Source organism: Methylophilus sp. UBA6697, assembly GCF_002454655.1.
Lineage (GTDB): Bacteria > Pseudomonadota > Gammaproteobacteria > Burkholderiales > Methylophilaceae > Methylophilus.
This window is the reverse complement of record NZ_DKJH01000042.1, coordinates 95,848-108,650: the sequence shown is the minus strand read 5'-3', so window position 1 is coordinate 108,650 and position 12,803 is coordinate 95,848. Positions and strand designations below refer to the sequence as shown.

Sequence of the window (12,803 nt, the reverse complement as noted above, 5' to 3'; positions counted from 1 at the left end):
GAGTCTGAGCACTCTGACCAGAATATCGCGTAAATGTTTTCCGTGATAGTTATTTTGTAGGCGATTTCTGACAGGTAAATCGGCACCTGCCCACTTATTCAGCCAGCCAAGGCCCTCTACCATAGCGCATGAGATAGCCTGAGATGAAATTGAGTATTAAAAATGCAACGAACCAAGTCCTATATGTTACCCAAGCTGATTTTTTTAAACATGCTTGCCTTGATGATGATTACTTTCGAGCACGAAGCCCCGGCTGACAATAACCCTTTGCTGAGTAGCGTTCAGTCGACGCAGGTGGTGGCAAAGCCGGAGGCTGCTGAAGTCGTGGTTGCGTCGAACACCTTAGCGCCTGCGGTAAAAGTGGCGGCGGTAGATGAAAGTAAAGTCGATGAAGATAAGCAGACTGCCATGAAAAAACCGACTGTTTATAAAAAACGTGTGCAACAAAAGCATTCAGCAATCAAGCCGCATGCGATGGTGTTAAAGGCCGGTTACACTGCCAATACCCCGCTGGGGTGCTGCTTCCGCGGTAATCGCATCTAGTATCCACATGCGTTTGAACAGATAAAGCCTCCACACGGAGGCTTTTTTGTTGCAGGTCTTTTCAAGAGCCAATACACTGGCAGAAAATGACTCCTCAACACATCTAAACAAACACCGTCAAAGAAAGCGCTATGTTTAAATCCTTTTTCCCTGATTCTCGCTGGTTCTGGCCTTCTGTCATTGTGTGGGCGACTATTTGCTGTGGTGTCTGGTTTGAGTTTTCTGCCGCCATTGGCGCTGTGTTTGGATTGTCATTGGCCGAAGAGCAGCCTGTGATTGGTCTGGGTCATTTTGTGACCGATTCCTTCAAATTGTTTTATGGCTATTATGCCGTGAGTGTGGCCCTGTTTGCGCTGGCCTGGTTTAAGCTTAAACCCAGCCGTTGGCAATGGTGGTCTATCGTCGGCTCGGCATTTATCCTGTTTTCGACTTACTACTCGGTGCAAGTGTCAGTGGCGATTAATAACTGGCGCAGGCCGTTCTTTGATGGCGTGCAGGCCGCGTTGTCGCCCAACTCCAAGGTGACCACAGCCGAGCTTTATACCTTGATGCTACAGTTTGCCGAAATTGCGTTCGTGGCGATTTTTATCTATGTCATCACGCGTTTCTTTGTCAGCCATTATATTTTCCGCTGGCGTACGGCGATGAACGATTTTTATACCAGTCAGTGGTCACAGGTGCGTCGCATTGAAGGTGCTTCGCAACGGGTGCAGGAAGACACCATGCGTTTTGCCACCATTATGGAAGGCTTGGGTGTGTCCATGGTGGAGGCGATCATGACGCTATTCGCGTTCTTGCCTGTGCTGTGGAGCCTGTCTTCTTATGTCAGCGAATTGCCGGTGTTTGGTGCCGTGCCTGCGCCGTTGTTTACGTCGGCGATTGCCTGGTCGGTGTTTGGTACTTTATTACTGGCCGCCGTGGGGATTAAGTTGCCGGGGCTGGAATTCAGGAATCAACGTGTCGAAGCCGCCTACCGTAAAGAGCTGGTGTATGGTGAGGACAATATTGAGCGCGCACAACCGGCGACACTTACGTCATTGTTTATGGATGTGCGTAAAAACTACTTCCGCCTCTATTTTCACTATATGTATTTCAACGTGGCACGCAGCCTGTATTTGCAGGCAGATAATATTTTCGCCTACCTGATTCTGGTGCCGACAATTGCGGCTGGCCGCATCACCTTTGGTATTTTGCAGCAGATACTGACTGCGTTTTCACAAGTCAGCAACTCGTTCCAATATCTGGTGAATTCCTGGACCACCATTGTTGAACTTTTGTCGGTATACAAACGTTTGACCGCATTTGAAGCGGCCATCAAACACGAGGCGTTACCTGAGATTGAGGTAGAGCGCACCGCGGTCTAGCCAAAAGCACTGTGGCCAGGGTTACCTGGCCACCTGCTGAAAATGATCGAATTTTGGCTGCTGCTCGCGCATAAATTGCGCCAGCGCTTCATCCGACAACGGTCGGCTGTAATAGTAGCCTTGTCCCACATCACATCCACTATGCAGTAAAAACCGGTGCTGGTATTCGGTTTCTATACCTTCCGCCGTGACCGATTTATGCAAACTTTTGCCCAGGTTAATCAGTGCCAGCAAAATGTTGCCGTTAGTCACGCTTTGTTCCAGGTCTTGCACAAAGGCCTTGTCGATTTTGAGCTCATCAATCGGGTAGTTTTTGAGGTAGGCCATGTTCGAGTAGCCGATGCCAAAATCGTCAATGGCAATACACACGCCTAAGCGTTTCAGCTGCTCCAGTGTGCGTGTGAACATGGCTTCATCCTTGAAGCGGGCATTCTCGGTGACTTCCAGTGTAATCAGGTGCGGCGGCACGCGCTCCTGTCGTAATACGCGTTGTACGGTTTCGACCAGGTTGCCGCGCAGGAACTGGATCGGCGATACATTGACCGCAATTGGCACCATATACCCCCACTCGGTTTGCATGGACTTGATCTTCTGGCAGGCGGTCTGCAATACCCATTCACCAATGGCAAAAATATGGCCGGTTTCTTCGGCGACAGGAATAAACTGGTCGGGTGGAATCAGTCCGCGCTCCGGGTGCTGCCAGCGGATCAGCGCCTCCAGGGCGCTGATATTGCCGTGTTGCATATTGATTTGCGGCTGGTAATACAGCATGAGTTCCTGTCGCTGCATGGCGTGGCCCAGGCCGTATTCAATTTCGTTGCGTTCGCCCAGTTGTTGCGCCAGGATGCCGCTGAACATTTGTACCTTGTTCTTGCCTGCATTTTTGGCGCTGTAAAGGGCCGAGTCAGCGCAACTGAGCAGGGCGTCTATCTCTTTGGCATGGTCGGGATAAATGCTGACGCCGACGCTGCAGGTCATATTAAACACATAGTCGCCAATGGCAATCGGTTGCGAAATAGCCTCCATCACGCGTGCTAGCAATGGCTCGGCATCTTCAGCCACGCGCAGGCCGGGGTAAAGCATGACAAATTCATCACCGCCAAAGCGCACAATGGCATCTGTGGGCCGTGTGCTCTGGATCAGCCGTTGCGCGACATTTTCCAGCAGTTTGTCGCCAGCGCGGTGACCCAGGGTATCGTTAATCAGTTTGAAGTGATCGAGGTCGATAAAGGCAATGGCAATCTTGTTTTGCGTTTTATCGGCTTCAGCAATCAGGCTGGCCAGTTTGCCACTGAAGGCATGGCGATTGAGCAGGCCGGTCAGGTTGTCGGTGACGGCCAGTTGGCGGATTTGCAGCTCATGGTTTTTACGGTCGGTAATGTCTTCTACCGTGCCTTCGTAATAAAGGATCTGGCCTTGCGGGTCACACACAGCATGGGCATTCTCCGAGATCCAGATTGCTTCACCATTTAGCCGGTAAACCTCGGATTCAAAGTTATGGACCCGGCCTTGTGCGCGGATAGCTTCGGTAAATTCGCCCCGCCTGTTTTCGGCCACATAGAGCTGGGTGCTGATATTGTTGAGGTCGCTGATCAGGGCCGCCGGCGAAGCGTAGCCATACAGTCTGGCCAGTGCCGGGTTGGCATTGAGATAGGTACCAGACTCGGTGGTCTGGAACATGCCCAGCGTTGAGTTTTCAAACATGGAGCGATATTTTTGTTCGGTGCTGAACAATTCGTGCTCAATGCGTTTGCGGCAACTGATATCCTGAATAATGCCTTCCAGCGCAACGGGTTTACCCTCACTATCAAACACGGCACTGCCGCGCTCGGCCACCCAGGTGATGTCGCCATTGGCGCGTATGATGCGGTACTCCAGCTCGAAACGCTCGCCTTTTTGAATCGCCGCATCAATCGTGGTGCGTGCTTTTTCCCTGTCATCTGGATGGGTGATGATTTCGTAAGAAGTGGTTTTGTTGAGCAGCAAGTCTGGTGCCGGATAGCCGGTCAGGGTTTCGCAGCCCTTGCTCACGTAAATCATGGTCCAGTTGCTGTCGTACAGGCAGCGGTAAATCATGCCATCCAGATTATCCAGCAGCGTATCCAGCAATCGCTGTTGCTGCGCGGTGAGTAAGGATTCCATGATGTCGTTTTGCATGATTCCAAAAAGGGTCGTCTGACTATTCATCAGGCATACACCTGTTCAGCGGATTGTGAACGCACGGAAAGCACTTTGTCCCACAGGCTTTGTGCGGTGATCAGGGTCAGCATGCTGTTTTGGGCGATATTGGCAATGGCAATGCCAGGATTGTGGCTGGCACCCCGGAAAAAAGTATTCATCGGCTGAATCTGCGTTGGTGCCAGATAAGGAATTTCGCCCAGGGCGGAGACAAACAGGCCAAATCTGAGCGAGGCGGTTTTGTCTTCAATGACGATGATTTGCCGGTAATCCGTGAAATAGTGCGGATGTCCCAGCATGCGTGCCAGGTCAATCACCGGAATCACCTCTCCCCGGTAGGCGTGCATACCGGCGATAAACGGTGCAGATTCAGGCAAAGTGCGCAACTGGTCTTCATCAATCGCCTCGCGCACAAAGCGTGCTTCTATGCCCATCCATGAGTCACCCACATAGAAGGTGGCATATTCCTGGCAGTCCTGCCCGGATTGCGCAAACAGGTTGGGGTTGAACTTGTTGTGAATGACTTGCGCTTCGGCGTGGATACGCTGGTTAATTTCATCCACCTTGCCCAGTGGTGTAAAAATCAGGGCAACCACTTTATTGCGGTAGCTATCCTGTTCGCTCTTAAACTCACGGTAACCATAGGCTGCGCGCGCGCCAACCGCATAATAGGTATTCTGGTAAATCGCAATATCAAATAGCTGCTCGCCCTCTTTAAGCTTGCTAATGGCGGGCATCAGTTCAAATACTTCACCCATGGCAAAGTCTTTATGCGTGCTTGAAATGACATTGAGTTGTTCGTTCACAAACAAGGTGAAGCTGCCATTGACTGGCGTATCGGTCTTATCCCGCGGAATCACATCGCGCAGCATGGCCTGGAATTGCGGTGCGCTGTCGAATACGATGGCAATGCCGCCGACAATGCTATTACCGTCAAGGTGGCGAATGGGAGCGGCATAGATGTAAGTGTGTTTGTCGTTGTAGAGCGGCGTGGGTTCAAATGGCGAGACGACGTAATCTTGTGTCGAGGTGCAGCTACGCGTTCGGCCTACCCATTCATCTGCCAGCTGGGTGCCCAGCAGATGGTCGTACTGGCGATTAGACACCGCCATCACCTCACCTTTGCGGTCAAACACAATCAGGTTGTCATACACGGTGTATAGGCTATTGATATAGCGCAGTACCTGCGTCATGTTGTTTTTGTCTTCAGCCGGCAGGCTGGTCTTTGCCAGCAAGTCCCTGAATACATGGGTCAACGCCCACCAACGTACATCATTGGCACGTTCATACAGGTTGCGGTCCATGATTTCTACCGCCAGCTGCGCATAAAAACTGGAGTTTTCCAGCATCACCGACACCACGGTCTGATAGAGCTCAGAGACCATGTTTTCAATGATCTGCTGCGTTTTATGGCCGGTATGGCTGATCTCGGAAAGCAGGCTTTTAGAAAAGTTTTTCTGCTGGGTATTCACGTCATTGCTTTGCCGGATATTACCGTTCCAGACAGATTGATTCAGTTTGCTCTGGATATTGGCGGCTTGCTTGGGGATATTCAGCAGGCTTTCAGAAAAAATCAGCGGGCTACGCATGACTTTACGCAGGATATCCGCATCAATATTATTGACCATGTCGCGAATGCTCTGGTTGAACGCATGCTCTATCGGGATCATGGCCTGGCCCAGCCAGCCTGGCCCCAGATACCCCTGATAGCCTTCTGACTGTTTGGTCACGCACAGGTATTCGCGCCCGCTAAAGCGCGTAATAAACCAGTCAGTGTCGGTATCCACACATAGCGAAATGCCTAGCGGAATCTGGTACGGATCGCTGGAGGCAATCACGTTGCGCTCTTCATCCAGCAATACGCCTATGGTCCAGTCATTATGCGAAATCAGATTGTGAAAGATGGTGTCCAGCTCGTTGACGAATTTAAAGCACAGGCAAAGCACCCCCAACGTGCGGTGGCCGTCTTGGCTGCGTACGGCGTGTGCATAGACCAGAGACTTATGCAGCTTGCCGCCGATATCTGTCTCATAAAAACGTTCTACATACGGTGCTGTCGATTGCCGCGCCAAGGCCACAATCGGGTGGTAGTGAAACAAGGTGGTCTGTGTGTCATCCAGTTGATGCAGTAACTGGCCTTCTTCATCAAACAGCACAATATTGTCGTAGACGGTGTATTTCTTCTGGTATTCCTGAAAGCGAAACTCGATACTTGCCTGGTCGGCGTCTTCCAGAATATCCGCAGCCTGTTTCTCCAGGTAGTCACGCACCTCATTATCGGTAGCGAAGAAGCCGATGTCTGCCGTCCGTTCAAACAGGTTGCGTACCAGCAAGTTGATGATCTCGAACGCTTTTGAAGATAATTGTGCGGCGGTTTTATGCAAGGTTTCCTGTGATAAATGCCGTAACACATCGTTAGAAATGGTATTAAAGGCACTGCGGGTTTCTTCCATTTCGGAGCCGGTGCCGGACAGTTGTGCCATCAATGCCAGGCTGTCCCAGGCATGTTGTAATTGGTAAATGTTTGAGCGAAAGTCATTGACCTTCTTGAAGTGGTTAGCCAAGTCCTCGGTTAACGGTTGCGGGTGCATCTTGTTGCCTCTTTCCCTATACATATTTTATTGTTGCCAGGGCATATACAGCAAAAATGGTTCCCGTTTGGGTGGTTCAAATTGAAAAACAATGGCAAGAAAAATGCTTTTATTACAATATTAAGGCCATAAATGTCGTGAAGATGGCGTAAAAATCGCTTATCAAGTATTGAACTGGCCTTTAAAGCACCTCTTTTTCAAGAAATTAACTTCTCCATGCCTTTTTCTAGTGCGTCAATAACCAAAACAGTGCGGGTATTGGTGCCTGATTTTCTGATTTTAGTGGCATCTCTTCTATGATTAATACCATGATTGAAATTCACAGCGTCTCTGAGGCTATCCGTGATGCAGTGGCGCCAGTATTTTTATTGACCGGTATCGGCTCGATTTTAGGCGTGCTGATTGGGCGCTTGGGGCGTTCGATAGACCGTGCCCGTTATTTGACCGATACGCCGGAAGACAAACGTGAGCGCTTTAAAGATGAGTTGCGGATTATTGTGCGCCGTACCAAATGGTTGCGGCGGGCGATTGGCCTGGTCACTTTTGCTGCCTTGTGTATTTGTGTGTCGATTGCCAGTATGTTTATTTCAGTCGAGACGGGTTTGCGACTACCGCACCTGGTAATGGTGTCGTTTATTATTTCGATGGCCTCGCTGATTTTGGGCCTGTTGTGCTTTTTGCGCGAAATTGTGCTGGCATCCCGCGAAGTGATTGTGCCGTTTCAGCAACGCGAAAAACCCGCGAAGCCGCAGTCATCAAAGGCCTAGCGATAAAGGGCGCGAATCACATCGGTTTGCGTCAGGATGCCGACCAGCTTGTTAGACGCATCGACCACTGGCAGTAATTGCAAATGGTGGCTGGTCATCAGCGGGATGGTATGCATGAGGTGCATGTGTTCGGTGATGGTAATGGCCGGGGTGGTCATGATCTGGCCGACCACTTCTGGTTTGTCGCTGTGTGTGGTGGGCGACCAGCGGATCAGGCGTTTGAGCGCAGGCGCCACTTCGCGATAGCTTTCTGCCTTGGCGTGGCGCATAAAGTCGGATACGCTCAACAGGCCTATCACCAGCTGTGCTTTGTTGACCACCGGAATCGCGGGCTCAGCTTGTTTGAGTATCAATTGCCAGGCCGTTTCCAGCGCATCGCCAAACTCAAGGGTCGTCGAGACCGGGCGCATGATTTCCCGGCATTCAATGGCTTCCAGTTTGCGCTTGTAGGCGATCAGCTCGGTTTGTTCCAGCAGGCTTTGCAGTTGTTCCGGGTGAATGTCCAGCACTTCATGGAATTGTCCCAGCGCGGTCTGCAAATCTTCCTGCCTGAAGCCAAACTGGTAGTGCATATGCGTGGGTGAATTGGGCGCGTGCTCGTGATGTGCGGCGGGATAACGATAGCCCGTCAACGTATGGTAAAGCCAGGCGGTGAGTACCAGCAATATACTGTTCGCCAGTACCGGCCACCAGACAAAACTGTAGCCCAGGTTGTGAATGGCCTCACCACCTAACACGGCAGTCAGGGCGACCGCGCCACTGGGCGGGTGCAGGCAGCGCAGCGCAAACATGAGCGCGATCGCACTGAGCATTGCCAGTGCCGCGGCGAACACCAGTTGTTGCGGTAATAATTGCGTGAAAAATACCCCTGCCAACGCCGACACGGTATTGCCTGCCAGGATGGCCCATGGTTGTGCCAGCGGGCTGGATGGCAAGCAAAACAGGATGACGGCGGAGGCGCCCATGGGCGCAATTAAAAACACTGCGCTATGCCAGTCGCCTGGCAACACATTCAGGGCAATCAGCCCTGTACACAAAATCCCCAATCCGGCACCTATGGCCGCCCGCGCATAATCGCGTAGCGTGCCAGTCATGCGGCGTGGCCAGTAAGGCCTTAAGAAAGACGGTAAATCTGCCATTGCACGGTCAAAAAAGCAAAAAGTGCAGTGTATCACGATCAATACATTTTCCTGTTTCTACCCATGGTCGTCAGTGCCAGGGACTTTTGTCAGCCCGATACATGAGGATACAAAAACAGTGAAACTTCAAAGCGCTTTTAACGCTCATACTGCACAGAGGCACTTTCGGTGAAGCGCCAATATTAAAAAAGCAAGAAAGGACGTTGTGATGCAATCGTTTTTACAATCAAGACTCACGCATTGGGTGACCGTACCATTGGCGGTGGCCGCTTTGTTCGGTGCAGGCTACTTTATCAAAGGGAATACGCTGGTGAATCATGCGCAGGCCACGGCACCGGTATCGGCAAAAGCCATGACGGCGCCAAGCGCCTATATTACCTTGCCTAACTTTGCCAGCATCGCGTCTAGCCAGGGGGCGGCCGTAGTCAATATCAGCGTCACCGGTACGGTGAAAACGGCTGGTATTCCGGGTGTGGATCCTAACGACCCGATGTTTGAGCTGTTCCGTCGTTTTCAACCCAACCTGCCACAAACCGAAACACCTATGAACGGCCTGGGTTCAGGCTTTATCGTCAAGTCTGATGGTGTGATCCTGACCAATGCGCATGTGGTCGACAAGGCGGATGTGGTGACGGTAAAACTGTCTGACAAGCGTGAGTTTCAGGCCAAGGTGATTGGCGTGGATAAATTAACCGATGTTGCCGTACTGAAAATTGAGGCCAAGGACTTGCCAACCGTGCATATTGGCAGCACCAAAAACAGCAATGTCGGTGACTGGGTAGTGGCGATCGGTTCGCCATTCGGTTTTGATAACACAGTGACAGCAGGCATTATTTCAGCCAAGTCGCGCGCACTGCCAGACGAGGGCTATGTACCTTTCCTGCAAACCGATGTGGCGATTAACCCGGGCAACTCAGGTGGGCCACTGTTTAACCTCAATGGCGAAGTGATTGGGATCAACTCGCAAATTTACAGCCGCAGTGGCGGCTATCAGGGCTTGTCATTCGCGATCCCGATTGATGTCGCCATGGGGATTGAGCAGCAGCTGCTGGAGAAAGGTAAAGTCAGCCGTGGCCGCTTAGGCATTGGTGTGCAATCGATTAACCAGGATCTGGCCAGTTCGTTTGGTTTGCCGTCGCCGAGTGGCGCGCTGGTGAGCAATATTGAGAAAAATGGCCCTGCTGATAAGGCAGGCCTGGAACCTGGCGATGTGATCGTCAAATTCAATGGTCAAAGCATAGACCGCTCCAGCGATTTGCCACCTATGGTGGCGAATGTGAAGCCTGGCAGCACGGTCGGTATGGAGGTCTGGCGCAACAAGCAATTGAAGAAATTGTCTGTACGTATTGATGAAATGCAAGCGGCGCAGGCTGGGCAGGCGATAGTGCCAGATAGTCAGCAATCTAAACTGGGCGTCAGCGTGCGCCCGCTGACCTCGCAAGAGTTGGCACAAACGCAGCTCAAGCAAGGGTTGCTGGTTGAAGAGGTTGCTAAAGGCCCTGCGGCGTTGGCAGGCATACAGCCAGGCGATGTGATCCTGGCGGTGAATGGTGACCAGGTTAAAAACGTGAGCCAGTTGCATGACAAATTGTCGCAAAACGTAAAGAACGTGGCGTTGCTAGTGATGCGAGGTGACAGCAAGATTTATGTGCCGGTGAAGATTAGTTGATTTTTGCGTGTGATCCTTCGAGCCTTGCCCCGCAATTGCGGGGCTTTTTTTGCGCTGGGCAAATTCGGGCCAGGCATTGCATAATTCTGCTACGCTTTCGTTTTTGCTCGGTAAAATAATAAACTATGCAGACATTTCATATTGAGCCTACTCATAACGCACCCTTGCAAGCTGCACTGGTGAATCACATTAATCAAAAAACCAAACCACTGGGCGCATTGGGTCGTCTGGAAACCCTGGCCATGCAGTTGGGCCTAATACAGCAGACCGAACAACCGGTGTTGCAGCAGCCGACCATGCTGGTGTTTGCGGGTGATCACGGTATTGTGGAAGAAGGGGTAAGCCCTTATCCGCAGGCGGTCACTGCGCAAATGGTGCTCAATTTTCTCAATGGCGGTGCGGCGATTAATGTGTTCGCACGTCAGCACAGCTTTGATTTGCATGTGGTAGATAGTGGCGTTAATGCCGTGTTCCAGCCGCACCCGCTGCTGATCGATGCCAAATTGGGCATGGGCACAGAAAATTTCCGGCATCAGCCTGCCATGACGGCGGACCAATGTGCACAAGCGATTACGCGTGGTGCGCAAATTGCGCGTGATGCGATTGCGCAGGGCTGTAAGGTGCTGGCGTTGGGTGAGATGGGCATAGGGAATACCTCTAGTGCCAGTTGCCTGATGAGCGTGCTGTGCGGCTTGCCTATGCATCAGTGTGTCGGCCGCGGCACTGGCTTGAGCGACAAAGGTTTGCAGCACAAGCTCTCTGTCCTCACCTCTGCCTTGCAGATGCACCATGTTTCGGCCGATGAACCGTTGCAGGCATTGGCGGCGTTTGGTGGTTTTGAAATTGCCATGATGGTGGGTGCGCTGCTGGCTGCCGCAGAGGCCAGAACGACGTTGCTGATTGATGGCTTTATTGCCACCTCTGCCTTGTTGGTGGCTGCCAAGCTTTATCCGCAAGTGGTGGATTATTGCGTGTTTGCGCACTGCTCCGATGAAAGCGGGCACAGCATGATGCTGTCACATCTCAATGCACAGCCCTTGTTGCATCTGTCGCTGCGTTTAGGTGAGGGGACCGGTGCCGTACTGGCTTATCCCTTACTGCAGTCGGCAGTGGCTTTCCTCAATGAAATGGCCAGCTTTGAAAGTGCTGGTGTCAGTGGACAGATACAGTGAAGCTGCAATGGCGCTATTTTGTGCTGGCCGTCGGTTTTTTTACACGGCTGCCCGTGCCTGCCGTGGCAGATTTTCAGGCGTCTGACCTTAATCACGCCGCCAGGTATTTCCCGCTGGTTGGTGTATTGATTGGTTTGCTGGCCGCTATCACTTGGTGGCTGGCGAGCTGGGTGTTGCCGCCAGCCTTGGCGGTGTTATCTAGCATGGCGGTGACTATTTATCTGACTGGCGCTTTTCATGAGGATGGCCTGGCAGATAGTGCCGATGGCCTCGGTGGCGGTACGGATCGTGCGCGCAAGCTGGAGATCATGCAGGACTCTCGCCTCGGCAGTTATGGTGCCATTGCGCTGGTCGGCATGCTGCTGTTCAAGTTCCAGGCCTTGTCTGCGCTTACCCCGGCGATCTTACCGTTTGCCCTGATTGCTGCGCATGCGCTTAGCCGCCTGGCCGCCGTCGCCATCATGGCCACCGCCAGTTATGTGCGCTTTGCCGGTAAATCCAAACCCCTGGCGACGACGCTGACCCGACAGGATATCTGGTGTGCCAGTGTATTTGGCCTACTGTGCTGGCTGGGCTTTTGCCTGATGCTGGGCATGAATCATTCTGCGTTGAGTGCGATGCGGTTTTTGCTGATCACCGGATTACCTGTACTGACCGTCTGGTGGTGGTGGCGTCGCCTGATCCTGCGGCATTTGCAGGGCTATACTGGCGATACATTGGGTGCCATCCAACAATTGACTGAACTGGCCTTTTATTTGGGCTTGCTGGCCTGGGAGCATCTGGCATGAAACTGACTTTAGTGCGCCATACCAGTTTGCAAATCGCCGAGGGCATTTGCTATGGCCAGAGCGATATTGATGTCTCGGTTAACTTTGCCAGCGAGCTGTCTCAACTGAAACAAAAACTCATTCATGAGCAGATTGATGCCGTCTATGCCAGTCCGCTACAGCGCTGTAGCAAACTGGCGCATGCACTGGGTTTCGATGGCATCATGCACGATGAGCGCCTGAAAGAACTGCATTTCGGTGATTGGGAGATGCAGTCGTGGAACGATATTCCGCGCGAGTTGTTTGACGTGTGGGCGCAGAACTATGCCGAGCTGGCACCGCCCAATGGCGAAACCTTTGCCGGTTTGCAGCAGCGCGGCGTAGACTTTTTGCAGGAGGTGCATGCGCGCCATGCAGGTCAGCATGTGCTGGTGGTTACGCACGGCGGCATGATACGCGCCCTGATCGCGCATGTGCTCAATATGCAACTCAAAGGCCTGTTCCGCTTTCATGTGGATTATGCCAGCCTGACACGCTTGGATCTGTCGGGCGCGATTCCCAAAATTGAGTTTGTAAATCGCTAAGGCACTAGTATTTTTTCACCGGCGTTTTC

The 12,803-nt window shown here is 52.1% G+C and carries 10 protein-coding genes; 7 read left to right on the top strand and 3 right to left on the bottom strand.

Going from position 1 to position 12,803, the window contains the following annotated elements:
• Positions 1 to 162 precede the first annotated feature (162 nt).
• Both B3355_RS11475 and sbmA read left to right on the top strand, forming a co-directional pair.
• Positions 163 to 543, top strand: coding sequence for a hypothetical protein (locus B3355_RS11475; RefSeq protein ID WP_292783995.1), 381 nt, complete (start codon positions 163 to 165; stop codon positions 541 to 543).
• A 131-nt stretch (positions 544 to 674) separates the two neighbouring features.
• Positions 675 to 1,907: a peptide antibiotic transporter SbmA gene (sbmA, locus tag B3355_RS11470; protein WP_292783992.1), complete on the top strand. Its 1,233-nt coding sequence runs from the start codon at positions 675 to 677 to the stop codon at positions 1,905 to 1,907.
• 21 nt (positions 1,908 to 1,928) lie between these two features.
• Here the strand turns inward: sbmA and B3355_RS11465 are convergent, their stop codons facing one another.
• Together B3355_RS11465 and B3355_RS11460 are read right to left on the bottom strand one after the other, a co-directional pair.
• Positions 1,929 to 4,064, bottom strand: coding sequence for a putative bifunctional diguanylate cyclase/phosphodiesterase (locus tag B3355_RS11465; RefSeq protein ID WP_292783989.1), 2,136 nt, complete (start codon positions 4,062 to 4,064; stop codon positions 1,929 to 1,931).
• Between the two features lie 29 nt (positions 4,065 to 4,093).
• Entirely contained in the window at positions 4,094 to 6,676 is a 2,583-nt protein-coding gene (locus tag B3355_RS11460; protein ID WP_292783985.1) for a chemotaxis protein CheW, read from the bottom strand.
• 308 nt (positions 6,677 to 6,984) lie between these two features.
• On the opposite strand from B3355_RS11460, the gene B3355_RS11455 reads away from it, so the two are divergent.
• On the top strand, positions 6,985 to 7,443 hold the full coding sequence (locus B3355_RS11455; protein ID WP_047518501.1) for a DUF2721 domain-containing protein: 459 nt from the start codon (positions 6,985 to 6,987) through the stop codon (positions 7,441 to 7,443).
• Here B3355_RS11455 and B3355_RS11450 read toward each other — a convergent pair.
• Entirely contained in the window at positions 7,440 to 8,582 is a 1,143-nt protein-coding gene (locus tag B3355_RS11450) for an HPP family protein (RefSeq protein ID WP_292783980.1), read from the bottom strand. The two genes, B3355_RS11455 and B3355_RS11450, sit on opposite strands and share 4 nt — an antisense overlap.
• A gap of 208 nt (positions 8,583 to 8,790) precedes the next feature.
• Here B3355_RS11450 and B3355_RS11445 point away from each other — a divergent pair, with 208 nt between their 5' ends.
• From B3355_RS11445 to cobC, 4 genes are all read left to right on the top strand, one after another.
• Positions 8,791 to 10,251 carry a DegQ family serine endoprotease gene (locus B3355_RS11445; RefSeq protein WP_292783977.1) on the top strand — a complete coding sequence of 487 codons (1,461 nt, stop codon included), beginning with the start codon at positions 8,791 to 8,793 and terminating at the stop codon, positions 10,249 to 10,251.
• Between the two features lie 125 nt (positions 10,252 to 10,376).
• Complete coding sequence (cobT, locus tag B3355_RS11440) at positions 10,377 to 11,423, top strand: nicotinate-nucleotide--dimethylbenzimidazole phosphoribosyltransferase (protein ID WP_292783975.1); 1,047 nt, start codon at positions 10,377 to 10,379, stop codon at positions 11,421 to 11,423.
• Positions 11,420 to 12,211 carry an adenosylcobinamide-GDP ribazoletransferase gene (locus B3355_RS11435; RefSeq protein ID WP_292783972.1) on the top strand — a complete coding sequence of 264 codons (792 nt, stop codon included), beginning with the start codon at positions 11,420 to 11,422 and terminating at the stop codon, positions 12,209 to 12,211. The genes cobT and B3355_RS11435 overlap by 4 nt, the downstream gene beginning before the upstream one ends.
• On the top strand, positions 12,208 to 12,774 hold the full coding sequence (gene cobC, locus B3355_RS11430; RefSeq protein ID WP_019881085.1) for an alpha-ribazole phosphatase: 567 nt from the start codon (positions 12,208 to 12,210) through the stop codon (positions 12,772 to 12,774). The genes B3355_RS11435 and cobC overlap by 4 nt, the downstream gene beginning before the upstream one ends.
• The last annotated feature ends 29 nt before the right edge of the window (positions 12,775 to 12,803 follow it).

Excerpts from the sequence above, each read along its gene's own strand:
- B3355_RS11475 (WP_292783995.1), top strand. The coding sequence starts at position 163 with ATGCAACGAACCAAGTCCTATATGTTACCCAAGCTGATTTTTTTAAAC.
- sbmA (WP_292783992.1), top strand. The coding sequence starts at position 675 with ATGTTTAAATCCTTTTTCCCTGATTCTCGCTGGTTCTGGCCTTCTGTC.
- B3355_RS11465 (WP_292783989.1), bottom strand. The coding sequence starts at position 4,064 with ATGCAAAACGACATCATGGAATCCTTACTCACCGCGCAGCAACAGCGA.
- B3355_RS11460 (WP_292783985.1), bottom strand. The coding sequence starts at position 6,676 with ATGCACCCGCAACCGTTAACCGAGGACTTGGCTAACCACTTCAAGAAG.
- B3355_RS11455 (WP_047518501.1), top strand. The coding sequence starts at position 6,985 with ATGATTGAAATTCACAGCGTCTCTGAGGCTATCCGTGATGCAGTGGCG.
- B3355_RS11450 (WP_292783980.1), bottom strand. The coding sequence starts at position 8,582 with ATGGCAGATTTACCGTCTTTCTTAAGGCCTTACTGGCCACGCCGCATG.
- B3355_RS11445 (WP_292783977.1), top strand. The coding sequence starts at position 8,791 with ATGCAATCGTTTTTACAATCAAGACTCACGCATTGGGTGACCGTACCA.
- cobT (WP_292783975.1), top strand. The coding sequence starts at position 10,377 with ATGCAGACATTTCATATTGAGCCTACTCATAACGCACCCTTGCAAGCT.
- cobC (WP_019881085.1), top strand. The coding sequence starts at position 12,208 with ATGAAACTGACTTTAGTGCGCCATACCAGTTTGCAAATCGCCGAGGGC.